This is a genomic window from Falsiroseomonas sp. HC035 (assembly GCF_050563525.1).
Lineage (GTDB): Bacteria > Pseudomonadota > Alphaproteobacteria > Acetobacterales > Acetobacteraceae > Falsiroseomonas.
In genome coordinates this window covers 200,817-219,682 of record NZ_JBNXUN010000006.1, presented here as the reverse complement: position 1 = coordinate 219,682, position 18,866 = coordinate 200,817, and the positions used below count along the sequence as shown (strand labels likewise).

Below are 18,866 nucleotides of genomic sequence, written 5' to 3'. Positions count from 1 at the left end.
CCGCTGCGCCTAGGCGGGGCCAATCTGGCGCGCATGGGAAGAACGCTGTTTCAGAAGATCTGGGACCGGCATGTCGTGCAGGCGCGCGACGATGGCCTGGCGCTGCTGTATGTCGACCGCCACTACTTCCACGAGGGCAGCTTCCACGCCTTCAACATCCTGCGCTCCCGCGGCCTGAAGGTCCGCAGGCCGGACCTCAGCTTCGGCTTCGGCGACCACTACGCGCCCACGGTCGGCCGCAGCACCCAGGCCATCGCCGATCCCGAGATCCGCGGCATCATCGAGACCTTCGAGCGGAATGCCCGCGCGCACGGCATCCGCGCCTTCGAACTGGCGGACCCGGACCAGGGCATCGTGCATGTCGCCGGGCCGGAACAGGGGCTGACCCTGCCGGGCATGACGGTGGTGTGCGGCGACAGCCACACCTCCACCCATGGCGCGCTCGGCGCGCTCGCCTTCGGCATCGGCGCGTCCGAGGTCGCGCACGTGCTGGCGACGCAGACCATCTGGCAGTCCGCGCCGAAGCAGATCCGCTGCAACTTCGAGGGTACCCTACCCACCGGCAGCACGTCCAAGGACATGGCACTCGCACTGATCGCCCGCATCGGCACCGGCGGCGGGTTGGGCGGGGCGATCGAATTCGCCGGCTCCGCGGTACGCGCGCTCTCCATCGAATCGCGCCTGACGCTGTGCAACATGGCGATCGAGGCCGGCGCCCGCACCGGCATGGTCGCCCCCGATGCCACCACGGCTGCCTGGCTCGCCGGCCGTCCCTTCGCCCCGGCGCGGCCCGACCCGGCCTGGGACTTGCTGTTCAGCGATGCGGATGCCGCTTTCGACGCGGAGGTGACGCTGGACGCCGGCGCCATCGCGCCCATGGCCACCTGGGGCACCAGCCCCGAGGAAGCCGTGCCGCTCTCCGGCCGCGTGCCGCGCCTGGACGAGGCGCCCGACGAAGCCCGCCGAAAGGCCTGGGCGCGCAGCCTGGACTACATGGGCCTGCGGGGCGGAGAGGCGATGGAGCAGGTGAAGCTGGACCGCGTCTTCCTCGGCTCCTGCACCAACGCAAGGCTGGACGATTTGCGCGCCGCCGCCGCCGTGCTGCGCGGCCGCCACATCGCCGTGCCGATGCTGGTCTCGCCCGGCTCCTCCCGCGTCAAGCGCGCGGCGGAGGCCGAGGGGCTCGACCGAATCTTCCGCGAGGCCGGGGCGCGGTGGGAGGAAAGCTCCTGCGCGCTGTGCGTCTCCATGCATGGCGAGACGGTGGGGGAGGGGGAGCGTTGCGCCTCCACCTCCAACCGCAATTTCGCCGGACGCCAGGGACGGGGGGCGCGGACGCACCTGGTCTCGCCGGCCTCCGCCGCGGCCTCCGCGCTGGCCGGCCGGCTGGTGGCGGCGTCCTGATGGAACCCTTCCGCACGCTGACCGCCATCGCCGCGCCGCTCGACCTGGCGAATGTCGACACCGACCAGATCATGCCCGCCCGCTTCATGCGGCGCCCGCGCGACGAGCGCTACGTGTCCTACGGCTTCCATGATCTGCGCTTCGAGCCGGATGGGGTGACGCGGAAGGACTTCGTGCTGAACCGCCCGCCCTTCGACCAGGCCGGCATCCTGGTGGCCGGGCGCAATTTCGGCGTCGGCTCGTCGCGGGAGGCGGCGGTGTATGCGCTGCTCGCCATGGGCATCCGGAGCGTCGTTGCCGAGTCCTTTGGCGATATCTTCTTCTCCAACGCCCTGAAGAACGGCCTGGTGCCGGTTCGGCTGCCGGAGACCACCGTCGCCGACCTGCGCAGCACCCTCGCGGCGCATCCCGGCACCACACTTTCCGTTGATCTGGAGACTCAGATACTGACCGCACCGGGTGGTGCGGCGCATCAATTCGTCATTCCAGGCTTCGCGCGCGATTGCCTTCTTCGCGGGCTGGATGAAATCGGTCTGACATTGACGTTGCAAGCCGAGATAGCGGCCTACGAAGCGCAGCATGCCCCGAGTCTGTAACACTCAGGAAACTTGACGCGGCAAGTCGGGATAGGTTTGGCTGCCTCCAAATCTTGGATGCCTTCCCATGCTGTCTCGGGTCCCGGCCGCGCTTCGTGCGGCCATTTTCGGTTGTGTGGCCTTGGTCATGGCGCCACCGGTGCAGGCGCAGTTCGGCCCACAGGGGCCGCCCGCGGTCGGCGTACTGGCGGTGGAACGCCGGCCGGTGACGGAACGCACCGAATTCGTCGGGCGGGTTGAGGCGCAGAACCGGGTCGACCTGCGCGCCCGCATCACCGGCTTCCTGCAGGAACGCCCGTTCCGGGAAGGCCAGGAGGTGACCGAGGGCCAGGTGCTGTTCCGCCTCGAACGCGCGCCCTTCGAGGCGGAGGTGGCGCGCGCCCGCGCCACCGTCGCCTCCGCCGAGGCCGAGTTGCAGAACGCCAACAGTGCACTGGCCCGCGCCCGCGACCTGGTGCGCAGCCAGGCCGGCACGCAGGTTCGGGTGGAGGAAGCGACCGCCGCCCAGCGCACCGCCCAGGCCAACCTGTTGGGCGCCCAGGCGCAGTTGCGCGTGGCGGAGATCAGCCTCGGCTACACCGAGATCACGGCACCCTTCGCCGGCAAGGTCGGCCGTTCCACCTTCTCGGTCGGCGCCGTGGTCGGCCCGACGAGCGAGCCGCTGGCGACCGTCGTCAGCCAGGACCCGATGCGCGTGTCCTTTCCCGTGAACCTGCGCACCGGCAGCGAGTTGCGGGACCGCTACGCGACCCGCGGCGGCGCCGATGCCACGCGCGTGCGCATCCGGCTTGTGACGGGCCAGACCTATGGCCAGGCCGGCCGCATCGAGTTCATCGACCCGCAGGTGGACCGCAACACCGACACGCTGCTGGTCCGCGCGTTGATCCCGAACCCGCCGCGCGCCGCGAACGGTGCCGGCAACAGCGATGGCAGCATCGACCGCGAGTTGATCGACGGCATGTTCGTCAACGTCTTCGTCGAGGGTGCCGAGCCGGTGCAGGCGGTGGTGATTCCGCGCAGCGCCGTGTTGCAGGACCAGCAGGGCAACTACGTCTGGGTGCTGGACGGCGAGAACAAGCCGCAGCGCCGCCCGCTGACCCTGGGCCGCAGCATCGAGGACCAGGTGGTGGTGGAGACCGGGCTGGAAGCCGGGGAGACCGTGGTGGTGGAGGGCGTGCAGCGCGTCCGCCCCGGCCAGGCGGTGCAGCCCGGCCCGGCCACCGCGCCGATGCGCGCGCCGGCTTCCCCCGCCGGAACGCCCGCCGGTACCCCCGCTGGCCGTCAGGGCTGACCGCGCATGATCTCCGCCGTCTTCGTCGATCGCCCACGGCTGGCGATCGTGCTCTCCATCCTGCTGACCTTGGCCGGTGGCTTGGCGATGCTGCGCATTCCCGTTGCGCAGTTCCCGGACATCGTGCCGCCGCAGGTTTCCGTCACCACCAGCTATGGCGGCGCCTCCGCCGCCGTTGTCGAATCGACCGTGGCGCAGGTGATCGAAAGCGCGGTCAACGGCGTGGAGGGCATGATCTACATGTCCTCCAACAGTGCCAATGACGGCAGCTACAACCTGTCCGTCTCCTTCGCGCTGGGCACCAACCCGGACATCGCCACCGTCAACGTCAACAACCGCGTGCAGTCCGCGCTGGCGCGATTGCCGCAGGAAGTGCAGCGCGCCGGCGTGACGGTGCGCAAGCAATCCTCCGCCGTGCTGCAGTTCATCGCCGTGACCTCCGACAACCCGGACCACGACGCGCTGTTCATCTCCAACTACGTCACCATCAACATGCTGGACCGGCTGGCGCGCACGCCCGGCATCGGCCAGGCGCAGATCTTTGGCGCACGCGACTATTCCATGCGCATCTGGTTCGAGCTGGACCGGCTGATCAGCCTGAACCTGACGCCGGCCGACGTGATCGCCGCCATCCAGTCGCAGAACGTGCAGGCGGCGGTCGGTCGTATCGGCGCGCAGCCGATCTCCGACGACCAGCAGTACCAGATCAACATCCAGACCCAGGGCCGCCTGACGACGCCGGAGGAGTTCGGCAACATCGTCATCCGCGCGAACCCCGAGGGCTCCCTGCTGCGGCTGCGCGACGTGGCGCGGGTGGAGTTGGGTGCGGCGCGCATCGACCAGGAAAGTCGGCTGAACGGCCGCCCGGCGGTGACCATCGCCACCTACCTCTCGCCCGGCGCGAACGCCGTCTCCGCCGCCGGCAACCTGGCCAGCGTGCTATCCGACATGTCGCGGCGCTTCCCCGAGGGCATGCAGACCCAGGTGTTCTACGACACCTCCACCTTCGTCGTGGATACCATCTACGAGGTCATCGTCACCCTGATCGAGGCCTTCATCCTGGTGGTGGTCGTGGTGCTGCTGTTCCTCGGCAGCTTCCGTGCCACCATCATCCCGGTCATCGCCGTGCCGGTCAGCCTGATCGGCACCTTCGCCGCGCTGCTGCTGCTGGGCTTCTCCGCCAACACCGTGACCTTGCTGGCCATGGTCCTGGCCATCGGCATCGTCGTCGACGACGCCATCGTGGTGGTGGAGAATGTCGAGCGGGTGATGTCGGAAGAACCGCATCTGACTCCCGCCGAGGCGACCAAGAAGGCGATGCGGGAAATCACCGCGCCGATCATCGCCATCACCCTGGTGCTGCTGTCGGTGTTCGTGCCGGTGGGCTTCATCCCGGGCCTGTCGGGCGTGCTGTTCAGCCAGTTTGCCGTCACCGTCTCGGTCGCCATGATCATCTCGGCGTTCAACGCGCTGACGCTGTCGCCCGCGCTCTGCGCCATGTTCCTGCGGCCGCACCCGCCCGGCCACGGGCCGCGCAAGGGCATCCTGGCGCGGGTGATGCGGGCGATCGACTGGGTGCGTGACCGCTACGGCAACATCGTCGCCCGGCTGGTGCGGTTTTCCATCCTGTCGCTGCTGCTGGTCGCGGTCTCCGCCGGCGGAATCCTGTTCCTGGCGAACCGCACGCCGCAGGGCTTCCTGCCGGCGGAGGACCAGGGCGCCTTCTTCGTGCAGATGCAGTTGCCGGCCGGCGCCAGCCTGTCCCGCACCCGCGCCGCGGTGGAACAGGCGGAGGCGATCATCGCCCCGGTGCCTGGCGTGGACCGCGTGCTGGCGATTGTCGGCTTCAGCCTGATCGATGGCGGCTCGCAATCCAACGCCGCCTTCATCGTGGTGCGGATGAAGCCGTTCGAGGATCGGACGACGGTGCAGGAAAGCGTCTTCTCCGCCATCGGCACGGTGTTCGGCGCGACGCAGCAGATCCGTGCCGCCAACACCTTCGCCTTCAACATCCCGCCGATCATCGGGTTGGGCACCGGCGGCGGCTTCGAGTACCAGATGCAGAACCTGGAGGGTCGCCCGCCGGAGGAAATGGCGAGTGCCATGCAGGGCCTGGCGGCGGCGGCGAACCAGGACCCGCGGCTGACGGCGGTGTTCTCCACCTTCACCGCCAACACGCCGTCGCTGTTCCTGGACGTGGACCGCGACAAGGCGCAGGCGCTGGGTATCCGCATCAGCGACATCTTCAATGCGCTGCAGACCACGCTGGGCGGCTTCTACGTCAACGACTTCAACATCTACGGCCGGTCCTGGCAGGTGAACATCCAGGGCGAGGCGACGGATCGCGACGACATCCCCGACCTGTGGCGCATCCACGTGCGGAACAGCGCCGGAGAGATGGTGCCGCTGCGTTCCGTCGCGGATGTGCGCATCGTGCTCGGTCCGCAGACCATCAACCGCTACAACAACGTGCGCTCCGTGCGCATCGGCGGCTCGCCGCGGCCGGGCGTATCCTCCGGCGATGCGCTGGCAGCGATGGAGCAGCTTTCGGAAACCGCGCTGCCGCAGGGCTACGGCTATGAATGGACCGGCACGGCGTTCCAGGAAAAGCAGGCGAGCGGCCAGACCGGCATCATCATGGCGCTGGCCCTGCTGTTCGCCTACCTGTTCCTGGTGGCGCTGTACGAAAGCTGGGTGATCCCGATCCCGGTGCTGCTGTCCATATCCGTCGGCGCGCTCGGGTCCTTCGGCGCCATCGTGCTGGCCGGGCTGTCGCTCGATGTCTACGCCCAGGTCGGGCTGGTGGTGCTGATCGCGCTTGCCGCCAAGAACGGCATCCTGATCGTTGAATTCGCCAAGGAGAAACGGGAGGCCGGGCTGCCGATCCGCGAGGCGGCGATCATGGGCGCGCGGCTGCGCTTCCGGGCCGTCATCATGACCTCCTTCGCCTTCATCCTGGGCCTGGTGCCGCTTGTGATCGCCTCCGGCGCCGCCAGTGCCTCCCGCCGCGCGGTTGGCACGCCGGTGTTCGGCGGGATGATCGCAGCCTCGCTGGTCGGCATCTTCATCACCCCGATGCTGTATGTCGTGTTCCAGACGATGCGGGAGAAGGTGAAGGACCGCTTCGGCCCCAGGGCGGTGGCGCCGCCACCCCCCGCCGCCGCCGAATGAGTGACCCGAACCCCCCTTCACGCGGGGCGGTTCGGCAGCAGATACTAGGCCAAACCAGCGGAGGGTCTGACGCCATGGCGAAATTCGGAGTGAGCCAGTCGGTGCGGCGGGTCGAGGACCCCCGGCTTCTGACCGGCCGGGGCCAGTACACGGACGACATCGCCATGGCCGGCCAGGCCTACGGCATCGTGCTGCGCAGCCCCCAGGCCCATGCCCGCATCACCAGCATCGACACCAGCGCCGCCAAGGCGGTGCCGGGCGTGCTGGCCGTGGTCACCGCTGCCGACCTGAAGGCCGCCGGCATCGGCGACCTGCCCTGCCTGATCCCGCTGAAGAACCGCGATGGCTCGCCCCGCGCCAACACCCCCCGCCCGGCGCTCGCCGATGGGGTGGTGCGCCATGTCGGCGACCCGGTCGCCTTCATCGTCGCCGAAACCGCCCAGGCGGCTCGCGACGGCGCCGAAGCGGTGATGGTGGATTATGAGGAACTGCCGGCCGTCACCGACCTGGCCGTGGCCTTCCAGCCCGGCCACCCGCAGGTCTGGCCGGACACTGCCAACAACATCTGCTTCGATTGGGAAGCCGGCGACAAGGCCAAGGCCGACGCCGCCTTTGCCCGTGCCGCCCATGTCACCCGCCTGACCGTGGTGAACAACCGCGTCGTCGTGAACAGCATGGAAGCCCGCGCCGCCGTCGCCGGCTGGCAGGACGGCAAGCTGACCCTGCATACCAACACCCAGGGCTCGTGGCTGCTGAAGGGCCTGCTGGCCGACCCGATCTTCAAGATCGCGCCCGAAAATGTCCGCGTGGTGACGCCGGATGTCGGCGGCGGCTTCGGCATGAAGCTGTTCCTTTACCCGGAACACGTGCTGGTCTGCTTCGCCGCCCGTCAGGTCGGACGCCCGGTGCGCTGGGCCAGCGACCGCAGCGAGGCCTTTTTGTCCGACACCCACGGCCGCGACAACATCACGCTCGGTGAGCTCGCCACGGATGCACAGGGCAAATTTCTGGCGCTGCGGACGCGCAACTATGCCGGCATGGGCGCCTACCTCTCCACCTTCGCGCCCTTCATCCCGACCGGCGCCGGCACCAAGGTGCTGGCCAGCGTCTATGGATTCGAGGCGATCCACGCCAACGTCATCGGCGTGCTGACCAACACCGTGCCTGTCGATGCCTATCGCGGCGCCGGCCGGCCCGAGAGCAACTACCTGGTGGAACGGCTGATCGACGCCGCCGCGCGCGAGTTGAAGATCGACCGCATCGAGTTGCGCCGTCGCAACATGGTCAGCAAGACGGCGATGCCCTTCACCACCGCCATGGGCCAGCGCTACGACAGCGGCGATTTTTCGCAGCTCATGGATGCAGCCCTGGCGAAGATCGACTGGGACGGCTTTCCGACCCGCCGTGCCGAGGCCGCGCGCCGTGGCAAGCAGCGCGGCATCGGCCTTGCCTACTACCTGGAAGCCACCGGCGGTGCCGCCACGGAGAATGCCAAGGTGGTCTTCGCCGATGACGGCTTCGTCGATGTCTATGTCGGCACGCAATCCACCGGCCAGGGCCACGAGACCGCCTATTCCATGATGACCAGCCACGAGCTCGGCATCCCGATCGAGAAGATCCGCGTGAAGCAGGGCGACAGCGAAACCCTGCCCTCCGGCGGCGGCACCGGTGGCGCGCGCAGCCTGTACTCGGAAGGCCAGGCCATCCTGGTGACCACCGCCAGCGTCATCGAGAAGGGCAAGCAGGTCGCGGCCGAGCAGCTTGAGACCTCCGCCGCCGACATCGAGTTCGTCTCCGCGGCGGGGCGCTTCGAGGTCGCGGGCACGGACCGTGGCGTCGGCATCCTGGACCTCGCCGCGGAACAGCGCCGCCGCGTCGCCTCCGGCGCCTCCGCCATCCTGCTGGACACGATGGAGACGGCGAACATCGAGTTCCACACCTTCCCGAATGGCTGCCACGTGGCGGAGGTGGAGGTCGATCCCGAGACCGGCATCGTCACCGTGCCGCGCTACATCGTGGTCGACGATGTCGGCCATGCGCTGAACCCGCTGATCGTGCGCGGCCAGGTGCATGGTGGCGTGGCGCAGGGCATCGGGCAGGCGCTGCATGAGCGCACCGCCTACGACAACGGCTCCGGCCAGCTGCTGTCCGCGTCCTTCATGGACTACTGCCTGCCGCGGGCGGAGGATCTGCCGGACATCGACGTCGACCTGATCGAGGTGACCTGCGAGACCAACCCGATGGGTGTGAAGGGCGCCGGCGAGGCCGGGGCCGTGGGCTCCCCGCCCGCCGCGATCAACGCGCTGGTCGATGCGCTGTCGGGTTCCGGCGTGACGCACATCGACATGCCGGCGACGCCGGAGATCGTCTGGAAGGCCCTGGCGACCGCCAAGGCCGCCTGACACCGGGCTCTCCCTCCCCTTAACGGGGGAGGGCTGGATGAGGGGGCGGGGAACCTGCCCCCCACCGGCTGCGTCATCGCCCTTGATGACGCCCACCGTCCCGCCCTCGCGCCCGCTGAACAGCGCCCTCCGCCGCAACATCGAGGCGCTGCACGAGCGCCGGCGGCAGGAAGCGGCCGCCGCCTCCTCCGAGACACGCATCGCCGAGGCCATCACCCGCTTCACCGGCAGCATGCGCTTCGTCTATCTGCACCTGCTGCTGTTCGGTGCCTGGGTACTGGTCAATCTCGGCCTGGTCCCCGGCCTGCCGCGCTTCGATCCCTCCTTCGTGGTGCTGGCGATGGTCGCCTCGGTGGAGGCGATCTTCCTGTCCACCTTCGTGCTGATCAGCCAGAACCGCATGGCCGCCGCGGCCGACAAGCGCGCGGACCTCGATCTGCACATCAGCCTGCTGACCGAGCATGAACTGACCCGGCTGGTGGAGCTGGTGACGGCGCTGGCCGAGCGCGCCGGTGTGCCGGCCCGGGCGGATCCGGACCTTGAGGAAATCCAGCAGGACGTGGCACCGGAGGCGGTGCTGGACGAACTCGAGGCCCGGCAGCCGAAGGCGGGATAGCGGGACGCGCTTTCGCCCCGCCGTGCATCGGGTCTAGGCTGCCCGCATCGCGGCAAGCTGGCCCGGCAGAGGCGCACCGCACGGTCCAAGGAAAACGCCCCGATGTCCGCCATCCGCCAAGCCGAACCCAGCATGTCCGAGGCCGAGTGGCAGGCGCGCTGCGACCTCGCCGCACTCTACCATGTCGTGCAGCACCTCGGCTGGACGGACCTGCTGGAGACGCACATGTCGCTCCGCGTCCCGGGCCAGCCCGGCACCTTCCTCATCAACAACTACGGCGACATGTTCGACGAGATCACCGCCTCCAGCCTCGTGAAGATGGACCTGGAGGGACAGGTGCTGGGCGGCGGCACGCGCTACAACGCGGCCGGCTTCACCATCCACAGCGGCATCTACAAGGCCTGCCCGGATGTCGCCTGCGTGATGCATTCGCACACCCGGGCCGGCGCCGGCATCTCCGTGCTGAAGCAGGGCCTGCGCCCGATCAGCCAGGATGCGATGGAGGTGCTGGACGACGTGGTCTATCACCCCTACGGCATTCCGACCTCCGCCGAGGAGTGCGAGGCGCTGGGCGAGAGCGCGAAGCAGGGCGGCTGCCTGGTGCTGCACAACCACGGCCTCCTGGCCGCCGGGCCCACCATCCCCTCTACCCTCAAGCGCCTGTACATGCTGGAGCGCGCCTGCGAAGTGGAACTGATTGCCCGCACGCTGGACGAGCCGCCGGTGCTGATCGAGCCGCACATCATCGAGCGTGCCGCCAGGCGCATGAAGGCGCTACGGGCCACGCCGGATTACGGCCAGCGGCAATGGGAAGCGCTGCTGCGCCGCATCGACCGGGACGGCGCTGACTACCGGCGGTAGTCAGACACCGTCCCTTGCGCGCGGTTCAGGCGGCGACCTTCGGCAGGATGCGCCAGGTCTCCGCCGCCCAGTCGAAGTACAGGGTGCGCGCCTTCTGCGCCAAGGGCCCCGGCTGCATGTCGCGGCCCTGCCAGTTGGAGCATGGCAGCACCTTGCCGTAGTTGCCGGTCGAGAAGATCTCGTCCGCCGTGTCCAGCTCCTCCGGCTTCACGGCGCGTTCCTCCACCGTCACGCCGGCCTCACGCAGCAGGGTAATGACGCGCAGGCGGGTGATGCCGGCCAGGAAGGTACCGTTCGGCGCCGGCGTCACCACCTTGCCGTCCTTGGCGAACATCAGGTTGGCATGGGCGAACTCCGCGACGTTGCCGATCGGGTCGCAGATCACCGCGGCCTCGAAGCCCTTGTCATTCGCAAACGACGCGGCGCGGGAGCCGTTGGGATACAGCGCGGCCGCCTTGGCATCGGTCGGCGCCTGGTCCGGCGCCGGCCGGCGCTGCGGCGCCAGGCAGGCCGAGAATCCCTTGTAGGGCGGCAACGGAGCGTCATAGATCGCCAGGATGAAATCCGTGCTGTCCGGGTCGGGCCGCGCTGCCCCCAGGCCGCGGCGGACGAAGAACATCGGGCGGATATACAGCTCCGCCTCCGGCCCCATGCGGCGGATACCCTCGCGGCACAGTTCCTCGATCTCGGCCGGCGTGCGGGTCGGCTTCATGAGCATGTTGCGGGCAGACTGCACGGCGCGCGCACAATGCAGGTCGAGGTCCGGCGCGATGCCCTGGAAGGACCGGCCGCCGTCGAAGATCACGCTGCCGAGCCAGAAGCAGTGGTCCATCGGCCCGATGATCTTCGGCTCCTCGGTCGACCAGGTGCCGGCATACCAATAGACGCCCGCCATTGCGGTTTTTCCTTCCCGATGTGCGCCGGGCAGCTTTGCCACGTCCGGGGGCATGGTTGAAGGGGGCGCCGCGCGCGCCTAGGCTGCGCCCGCGAAGCTAACCCGGGGGGACCGATGCAAATCCATTTCGTCGTCCATGACGAAGGCGACAGTGTGGGCGTGGTGGTGGTGGAAGGCCTCAAGGCTGGCACCAGGCTCAATGGCTGGATCATGGACCAGGACAAGATGATGGAGTTCGACTCGAAGTCGGACATCCCGATCGGCCACAAGCTGGCGATCAGGTCCATCGCCAAGGGCGACACCATCATGAAGTACGGCACGGATATCGGCCGCGCGGTCGCCGATATCGGCGCCGGTGAGCATCTGCACGTGCACAACGTCAAGACGAAGCGCTGGTAAGGGAACGCGACCGATGGGTATCAACCTGAGGGACGCCGCCTTTGAAGGCTGGCGCCGCGAAAACGGCCGCATGGGCGTGCGCAACCACGTCATCATCCTGCCGGTGGACGACCTGTCCAACGCCGCGGCGGAAGCCGTCGCCAACAACATCAAGGGTGCGCTGGCCATCCCGCACGCCTATGGCCGCCTGCAATTCGGCGCCGACCTCGACCTGCACTTTCGTACATTGATCGGCACCGGGACCAACCCGAACGTCGCCGGCGTCATCGTCATCGGCATCGAGCCCGGCTGGACTGGCAAGATCGTCGAGGGCATCGCCAAGTCCGGCAAGCCGGTCGAGGGTTTCGCGATCGAGCAGAATGGCGACATCAACACCATCGCCAGCGCCTCCCGCGCCGCCTACCGGCTGGTCAAGCACGCGTCGAAGCTGAAGAAGTCCAAGGCGCCGCTGGTGGAGCTGTGGGTGTCCACCAAGTGTGGCGAAAGCGACACCACCTCCGGCCTCGCCTCCTGCCCCACCGTCGGCAATTCCTATGACAAGCTCTGGGCCAACGGGAATACGCTGGTCTTCGGCGAGACGACGGAACTGACCGGCGGCGAGCACCTGGTGGCCGCGCGCTGCAAGACGCCCGAGATCCGCGAACAGTTCCAGGCGATGTTCGACCGCTACCAGCGCGTGGTGGAAGCGAACAAGACCAGCGACCTGTCCGACAGCCAGCCGACCAAGGGCAACATCGAGGGGGGGCTCACCACCATCGAGGAAAAGGCGCTCGGCAACATCACCAAGATCGGCAAGAAGTGCACGGTCGACGGCGTGCTGGACAAGGCCGAGGTGCCGACGCATTCCGGCCTCTGGTTCATGGACAGCTCCTCCGCCGCGGCGGAGATGGTGACGCTGTGCGCGGCTTCCGGCTTCGCGGTGCACACCTTCCCGACCGGCCAGGGCAACGTCATCGGCAACCCGATCCTGCCGGTCATCAAGCTGACGGCGAACCCGCGCACGCAGCGCACCATGTCCGAGCATATCGACGTCGACGTGACCGGCCTGCTGCAGAAGCAGATGAACATGGACGAGGCCGGGGAAGCGCTGCTGGACTGCATCCTGCGCACCGCCGATGGCGAACTGACGGCGGCCGAGCTGCTCGGCCACCGGGAGTTCAGCCTGACGCGGCTCTACGAAAGCGCCTGACCGTCCGCCGGCACCCTTTGCTGGGTGCCGGCCTCTGCCGGCAGTAGCCGCAGCGCGGTGCGTGCCGCGCTGCCCACTTCCAACTCCACCGCGGCAGCCCCTTCGGCCCGCAGCGCCTCTGTCAGGCGGTTCTCCGGCGCGCCGACCACCAGGGCGGCCGTCACCGCATCCGGGAAGCGGCGCTTGAGGCGGCGCAGCAGGTAGCGCGCCGCGGCCGCGGAGCCGCCACCCTCCACCGTGCACAGCCACGCCTGGCGCACCTTGGAGGGCTCGAAGCCGGTCAGGTCGCCGCCGCGCAGCAACTCGGCCGGCGCGGCCACGGCCCCGAAACCGCGCTTGCGCAGGACCTGTGCCAGCATCGCCGCCACGGCCTCGTCGAAGGGACCGCGGCCGGCGAGACAAATCACGGCGCCGGGCTGGGCCAGCGCCTCGGGTGCCGGCGGCGGATCGGGCGGCGGCGGCGGCGGTGCGTCGTCGCCATCCGGCTCGGCCAGGGGCTTCTGCGGCGCCTGGTCGTCCTCGACCTCCTCCTCCAGATCCTCGACCAGTGCGGCGACGCGGGCGCGCACCGCCACCAGGCGTTCTTCCGCGAAGCTGCCGCGCAGCGCATCGGCCTGCGCCAGCGCCAGCGCCGGCAGCGCCACCTCGTCGTAATAGGCGGACAGCCGGTGGTCGCGCAGCATGGTGTCCGCCTGCTCGCCCAGCGCATCGGCATCGCCGGCCAAGGCACGCTGGTAGAAGGTTTCCGGAGGATCGAGCGGAGGTCGGTCGCCGAGTGCCACTTCCAGGAACTCGAATCGCTCCACATGCCGCCCCAGTACCACCAGGCACACCGTCAGCGGCACCGAAAGGATCAGCCCGATCGGCCCCCAGAGCCAGGTCCAGAAGGTGGCCGCACCGATGACCGCGATCGGCGACAAGCCGGTGGAATGGCCGAAGACCAGCGGCTCGAACACATGGCCCATCAAGCCTTCGCTGACGGCGAACAGCACCAGCACCAGCAGCGGCATGGTCCACCCCGGCTCCACCGCCAGCGCCAGCAGCAGCGGGAAGGCGACGGCGACGATGGTGCCGACGAAGGGCACGAAGCGCATCAGCCCGGCCAGGATGCCCCACAGCACCGGCTGCGGCACGCCGATCAGCAGCAGTGCCAGGGTGATGACCACGCCATAGGCGGCATTCATCGCGGTCTGCGCCAGGAAGAAGCGGGATAGGCGGTAGGCCGCGTCGTCCATCGCCGCCATGGTGCGGTGCAGGTCGTCCGCGCCCACCAGGCGGATCACGCGATCGCGCAGATCCTCCCGGTACAGCAGCACGAAGACCACCAGCACGACGACGATGCCGAAGGTGGCCAGCGGCAGAAGCAGCGGCTCGATGATGTTCTGCAGCAGCTCGAACGGCCGCGGCGGCGGGGCCTGCACTTCGACCAGCAGGGGCGGCGCGGCGTTGGCGGCCGCTGGCTCCGGCCGCTGCGCCGCGGCCTGCTCGGCTCCATCGGCCAGGCCGCGCAGCATCTCCTGCGCCCGTTCCAGCAGGCCGCCGCTGGCGTTGACCGAGGCCAGCTTGCGGTTGAGCTCGTACTGGTACAGCGGGATGTCGGAGGCGAGCTCGCTGAGCTGGCGCCCCATCACCAGCCCCAGCATGCCGATGACGGCCACCGCCGCCAGCACGGCCGCCAGCACGCCGACGACGCGCGGGATGCCGACGCGCCGCAGCGCGCGGGCGATCGGCGCCAGCACGAAGGACAGCAGCACCGCCAGCGCCAGCGGTACCAGCAATTCGCGCGCGAAATACAGCACGGCGACCACGACCAGCGCGGCCTGGGCGATCGCCCCGCCATCCTTGGGCACGCCGGCCGGGCGGACGCGCCGGTCCGCGATGGGCGGTAGCTTGGGCATTGAAGTTCAGATCCTTGGGTCGCGCGGGACGGCTGTACTGAACCGGAACGCCGCCGCACCGGTCCGGGTTCACGCATGGCAGCCCGGCGCCGACATTTATGTGCCCTTTTCATCGCGGCCGGCCAGGTTTCTGGCGGCGACGGGGAGGACAAGGATCGCGCGTGATGGCAGATGCCCGGGCATGCAGGTCCCAGCACATCCCGTCGAGCATCCGGCCCCACCCGCCTATGCCGCCGGAGCGCCGGTGCCATGGTGGCTGAAGCTCGGGGTGAAGCTGGTGCTCGGGGCGCTGCCGGTGCCGGCGGGCGCCTGGCGCGCCCTCGGGCTGCGCCGGCATTCCTTCTTCGCCGCCGATCCGGCGCGGCTGGTGGCGCCACTCGCCGGCCGCGCACAGCGTTTCGCCGACCTGGCCGGCCGGCCGCCGCGCGGGGTGCTTGAGGTCGGGCCGGGGGCGATGGTGCTGCGCGCGCCGGTGGCGGCGGCGCTCGGCTTCGGGCCTGTCTGGTACCTCGATGTGGAGGATTCCGCGCCGCGCGACCTGGCACCCTATCGTGCCGCGGCCGAGGCCGCGCGGGCGGCGGGGCTGGTGCCGCCCGACCTGTCCGGCTGCGCCAGCCGGGCCGAAATCCTGGCCGCCTGCGGCGCCCGCCTGCTGGTCGGCGGGGCGGAGGCGTTGGCCGCGGTGCCGGACGGCTCTGTGGACCTGGTGTTCTCCGAGGTGGCGCTGGAGCATGTGCGCCGGGACGACCTGGCGCCCCTGCTGCAGGCCCTGCGGCGCGTGACGGCGCCGGGCGGGCTCGGCCAGCATGCGGTGGATTTCCACGACCACCTGGGCGGCCGGCTTCGCCACCTGGCCTTCACGCCGGAATTCTGGGAGGGCAGGGCCGTGGCGCGCGCCGGGCTGTACTGCAACCGGCTCGGCCTGTCGCAGATGCTGGCGGCCTTTGCCGCCGCAGGTTTCAGGGCGGAGGCTGACAGTCGGCTGGTCTGGCGACTTCCGCCTGTGCCCACGGGTGGCGCGCATTCCGCGCTCGGCCGCGCGCCGGAGGATGACCGCATCTGCCACGCGACGATCGAGGCGCGGCCGGGTTGACCACCCACGCCGGCCCTCGCCGGCTCAAGGACGTGTCGTCGCGGCCTGCGCGGCCCTGGCGGGCGCAATCCTGTCGGCAACAACCGCGTGGCAGGTCTCGGCGGCAACGCCCGACCTCGTGCCCATGCCCCCGACCAGGGCGGCCAACGCGCGGCACAGCAGGGCGATGCGCGACGGCGCCTGTTCCCACGCCGGCATGGGATGTCCGAGCGCGAAGACCGGCGGGCCTCCGCCCAGCGCAACCGCGGCGACGTAGTGCGGCCTGTCCGGGTCCGGCAGGCCGGCCTCCGGCTGATGGAGCACGTCCAGCACCGCAGCGCCGCCACGGCCGTAGCCGATGGCGACCACCAGCCCGGCACCCAGCGTCTGCGCCATGGCCTCCAGCGCGCCGAGCGCGCTGTCCATGGCGCTGGCATGCTCGCCATGCGAGTTGTCGCAGCGCAGCGGCACGAGTTCGAGCACCGCCGCATGTTCGGACAGCAGCGCCGACACCAGCAGGTCGTACCCGGCATCGCGCAGCGGTCGCATCGTCAGCAGCACGACCGCGCCATCGCCCACCTGCCAGGACTGCGGCAGGTTGAGCAGCATGCCCGTGCGGCAATCCGGCCTGGCCGCCGATGTCACCTCGAGATGGTGGAAGGTGGTGTGATCATCGGCGACCACCGGTGTCGCGGCGACGCCGGCGGCGAAGGTCAGGGCCAAGGCGGAAAGGCGGGATCTCGTCATGGATTTCCTCCTGTCACGGCGCGGGCGCGTGGGTCGGCAAACCCTCGATCGGCTGCAGGAAGGCTGAGGCATGGAGCGGGCATGGCCCCGTGGCGGTCGAGGCCGTCTCGGCGTTGCCGATGCTAGCAGCGTCGGATTTCACGGCTGTTGCGCCGCCAGGGCCGCGGCGAAGAAGCTCGCGGTGGGCGGAGGACAACGCCGCCACCTCGTGCCAGTCGCCGATGGACGCCAGGCAGCCGCGCCTGCCGGGCCAGGGCGGCGTCATGGCGTCCTGCGCCCCCGAGAGGCGGCAGGTCCCAGGCGTATCCGGCGCCCTCGTACGGCTTGCGGTGTTCCGGCGCCGTGCGGCGGCATCCGCAGCCGGGATGGAGCGGGGCCGGGCCGCAACCCCTGCGTGACTGGGTGCATGGAGCGCGTCATCCCTGCAGATGCCTTTCGTTACTGTGGCGGAAAAAATATGCTCGGCTGTGCGCAAGACGACATGCTCCAGGGCTCGATGCAGGTTCCCACGCCAAAATGTCCTGTGGTGGTGCTATCGTCGGCAGCCGTGCGCATTCCTGCCGGATCTGTCCGGGCCCTGCGATTTCTGTAGGGTGCCTCGCAGCCGGACGGTCACGGCCAGCTCGGGCGGAACACGCGGCTCGGAGCGACGATCGACGGTATTCGATTGGACCACGCTCGATTCCAACTGGCTCGCGCATCTCGACCTCGTCCGCGCCAGCAGCGCGGCGGGACTCAATGGCGGATTGCGCACAAGCGGACGCTTCCCGCTGTCGGGCTGTGTCCATCGCGATGCGTTGCGGGAAGGCGCGCACGCGGTTCGAGACTCCGATCGTCGGCAGGGCGATTCGTGGTGCGGGCGCATCCTGGCGGGCCACGACGATGGTCGCTTCACACCGACGTCTCGATCGGCGGCGCGCAAGGCGACTTCCATGGCTTCACGACGCAGCCGCGCGGCCACCTGGCACTGGGTGGCATCGGCAGTCCCGTGATGCGCTCGGTGGCGCGGGGCCTGATCCTCCGCCGCGATGCAAGGGTGGGGTCATGACCAGCGATGTCTGCGCGTGCCAACGTCCTTGCCAGGGCTTCGGAGATCGACGCTGCAGTCCGAAAGGCTTGAAGGCTTCGCCAGCATCGCCGCGCTGCGCAGGCTGCGGCTGGATCAGGCGCATGCCGAGGACCCGCGCGGCCGCCGGCGCTTCGGCAAGGCGCCATCCGGGATGGTCCGGTTCGCGGCGCGGTCCTGAACGCCAGGGTTTCCCCAAGGGCAGATTTCCGTGGATGGCGCCGTCCGCGGCTGCCACTGTCTGCGCAACCAATACGCAGCCATGGGAGGTTTCATGATCCGCCGCCGCACCACGCTTGGCCTCGCCGCGATGCCTTTCCTGTCCCGCATGGGGCTGGCGCAGCAGCCCTTCCCGGACCGCAACCCGCGCTACATCGTGCCCTTCCCGCCGGGCGGGCTGACCGACATCATGGCGAGGCTGGTGGCACAGAAGCTGGGTGAGATCTGGAACCGGCCGGTGGTGATCGACAATCGCGCCGGCGGCAATGCGCTGATCGGGGCCGACGCCGCGGCGAAGTCGCCGGCCGATGGCCACACGCTGCTCGCCATCACCCTGACCCATGCGGTGAACGCCACGCTGTTCCCCAACGCGCCCTATGATTTCCGGCGCGACTTTTCCGTCATTTCCCTGCTCGGCTCGCTGCCGCTGGCGGTGGTGGTGAATGCGGAGAAGAACCCGCGCGACGACCTGCCGGCGCTGGCGGCGCGCAGCCGGCGCGAACGGCTGAACGTCGGATCCTCCGGCACCGGCTCGCCGCCGCATCTGGGGCTCGAGCTGTTCCGGCGCGTGGCGCGCGCGGGCGAGAACATCGTCCACGTGCCGTATCGCGGCGGCGCACCCTCCGTCACCGACCTTGCCGGAGGGACGCTCGACATGATGGTCTCGAATTTGCCCGAATGCCTGGCGCAGATCCGGGGCGGACGGCTGCGAGCCCTGGCGGTGACCAGCGCGGAACGCCACCCGTTGGTGCCGGAGGTGCCGACGGTGCGCGAGGCGGGCCTGCCGGAGCTCGAGATCACCAACTGGACCGCGGTGCTGACCAACGCCGCGGTGCCGCCCCCCATCCTGGCCCGGTTGGAACGCGACGTTATGGCGGCGATCGGCGATGCCACCGTCAGCCAGCGGGCGCGGGATGGCGGCTTCCAGGTGCTCGGCTGGGACAGCGCACGATCCACCCAGTTCGTCCGCGCGGAGACGGATCGCTGGGCCACCCTTGTCACGGAGGCCGGGATCAAGCCGGATGCGTGAAACCGTCCGG

The 18,866-nt window shown here is 69.6% G+C and carries 16 protein-coding genes; 12 read left to right on the top strand and 4 right to left on the bottom strand.

All coding sequences use genetic code 11. From position 1 onward, the window contains the following. The first annotated feature begins 33 nt into the window (after positions 1-33). The 7 genes from leuC to ACLF3G_RS15285 all read left to right on the top strand — a co-directional run bounded on the left by leuC (position 34) and on the right by ACLF3G_RS15285 (position 10,341). Positions 34-1,404: a 3-isopropylmalate dehydratase large subunit gene (gene leuC, locus ACLF3G_RS15315; RefSeq protein ID WP_430670253.1), complete on the top strand. Its 1,371-nt coding sequence runs from the start codon at positions 34-36 to the stop codon at positions 1,402-1,404. Then, positions 1,404-2,000: a 3-isopropylmalate dehydratase small subunit gene (gene leuD / locus ACLF3G_RS15310; protein WP_430670252.1), complete on the top strand. Its 597-nt coding sequence runs from the start codon at positions 1,404-1,406 to the stop codon at positions 1,998-2,000. Before leuC ends, leuD begins: the two co-directional genes overlap by 1 nt. Before the next feature lie 127 nt (positions 2,001-2,127). Beyond that, positions 2,128-3,291, top strand: a complete 1,164-nt coding sequence (locus ACLF3G_RS15305; RefSeq protein WP_430670251.1) for an efflux RND transporter periplasmic adaptor subunit — start codon at positions 2,128-2,130, stop codon at positions 3,289-3,291. Positions 3,292-3,297: 6 nt separating this feature from the next. Continuing rightward, entirely contained in the window at positions 3,298-6,462 is a 3,165-nt protein-coding gene (locus ACLF3G_RS15300) for an efflux RND transporter permease subunit (RefSeq protein WP_430670250.1), read from the top strand. Between the two features lie 74 nt (positions 6,463-6,536). Beyond that, positions 6,537-8,864 (top strand): xanthine dehydrogenase family protein molybdopterin-binding subunit, encoded by a 2,328-nt coding sequence (locus tag ACLF3G_RS15295; RefSeq protein ID WP_430670249.1) that lies wholly within the window; start codon positions 6,537-6,539, stop codon positions 8,862-8,864. Positions 8,865-8,949: 85 nt separating this feature from the next. Then, positions 8,950-9,480, top strand: a complete 531-nt coding sequence (locus tag ACLF3G_RS15290) for a DUF1003 domain-containing protein (protein ID WP_430670248.1) — start codon at positions 8,950-8,952, stop codon at positions 9,478-9,480. Positions 9,481-9,582: 102 nt separating this feature from the next. Next, positions 9,583-10,341: a class II aldolase/adducin family protein gene (locus ACLF3G_RS15285; RefSeq protein ID WP_430670247.1), complete on the top strand. Its 759-nt coding sequence runs from the start codon at positions 9,583-9,585 to the stop codon at positions 10,339-10,341. A 25-nt stretch (positions 10,342-10,366) separates the two neighbouring features. On the opposite strand, the gene ACLF3G_RS15280 is transcribed toward ACLF3G_RS15285, so the two are convergent. Then, positions 10,367-11,236 carry a branched-chain amino acid aminotransferase gene (locus ACLF3G_RS15280; RefSeq protein ID WP_430670246.1) on the bottom strand — a complete coding sequence of 290 codons (870 nt, stop codon included), beginning with the start codon at positions 11,234-11,236 and terminating at the stop codon, positions 10,367-10,369. A 114-nt stretch (positions 11,237-11,350) separates the two neighbouring features. On the opposite strand from ACLF3G_RS15280, the gene ACLF3G_RS15275 reads away from it, so the two are divergent. Beyond that, the gene (locus tag ACLF3G_RS15275; RefSeq protein WP_168049516.1) at positions 11,351-11,635 is read left to right on the top strand and encodes a UxaA family hydrolase; all 285 of its coding nucleotides are present in this window, start codon (positions 11,351-11,353) and stop codon (positions 11,633-11,635) included. A gap of 13 nt (positions 11,636-11,648) precedes the next feature. Further along, positions 11,649-12,824: a UxaA family hydrolase gene (locus tag ACLF3G_RS15270; protein ID WP_430670245.1), complete on the top strand. Its 1,176-nt coding sequence runs from the start codon at positions 11,649-11,651 to the stop codon at positions 12,822-12,824. Here ACLF3G_RS15270 and ACLF3G_RS15265 read toward each other — a convergent pair. After that, positions 12,809-14,722 (bottom strand): AI-2E family transporter, encoded by a 1,914-nt coding sequence (locus tag ACLF3G_RS15265; RefSeq protein ID WP_430670244.1) that lies wholly within the window; start codon positions 14,720-14,722, stop codon positions 12,809-12,811. The two genes, ACLF3G_RS15270 and ACLF3G_RS15265, sit on opposite strands and share 16 nt — an antisense overlap. Before the next feature lie 181 nt (positions 14,723-14,903). On the opposite strand from ACLF3G_RS15265, the gene ACLF3G_RS15260 reads away from it, so the two are divergent. Then, positions 14,904-15,815: a class I SAM-dependent methyltransferase gene (locus ACLF3G_RS15260; RefSeq protein WP_430670243.1), complete on the top strand. Its 912-nt coding sequence runs from the start codon at positions 14,904-14,906 to the stop codon at positions 15,813-15,815. A gap of 24 nt (positions 15,816-15,839) precedes the next feature. Here ACLF3G_RS15260 and ACLF3G_RS15255 read toward each other — a convergent pair whose 3' ends face one another. Together ACLF3G_RS15255 and ACLF3G_RS15250 are read right to left on the bottom strand one after the other, a co-directional pair. Next, positions 15,840-16,541, bottom strand: coding sequence for a hypothetical protein (locus tag ACLF3G_RS15255; RefSeq protein WP_430670242.1), 702 nt, complete (start codon positions 16,539-16,541; stop codon positions 15,840-15,842). 13 nt (positions 16,542-16,554) lie between these two features. Then, positions 16,555-16,806: a hypothetical protein gene (locus ACLF3G_RS15250; protein ID WP_430670241.1), complete on the bottom strand. Its 252-nt coding sequence runs from the start codon at positions 16,804-16,806 to the stop codon at positions 16,555-16,557. Positions 16,807-17,605: 799 nt separating this feature from the next. Here ACLF3G_RS15250 and ACLF3G_RS15245 point away from each other — a divergent pair. Together ACLF3G_RS15245 and ACLF3G_RS15240 are read left to right on the top strand one after the other, a co-directional pair. Further along, on the top strand, positions 17,606-17,788 hold the full coding sequence (locus tag ACLF3G_RS15245; protein WP_430670240.1) for a hypothetical protein: 183 nt from the start codon (positions 17,606-17,608) through the stop codon (positions 17,786-17,788). A gap of 93 nt (positions 17,789-17,881) precedes the next feature. Continuing rightward, on the top strand, positions 17,882-18,856 hold the full coding sequence (locus ACLF3G_RS15240) for a Bug family tripartite tricarboxylate transporter substrate binding protein (protein ID WP_430670239.1): 975 nt from the start codon (positions 17,882-17,884) through the stop codon (positions 18,854-18,856). Positions 18,857-18,866 lie beyond the last annotated feature (10 nt).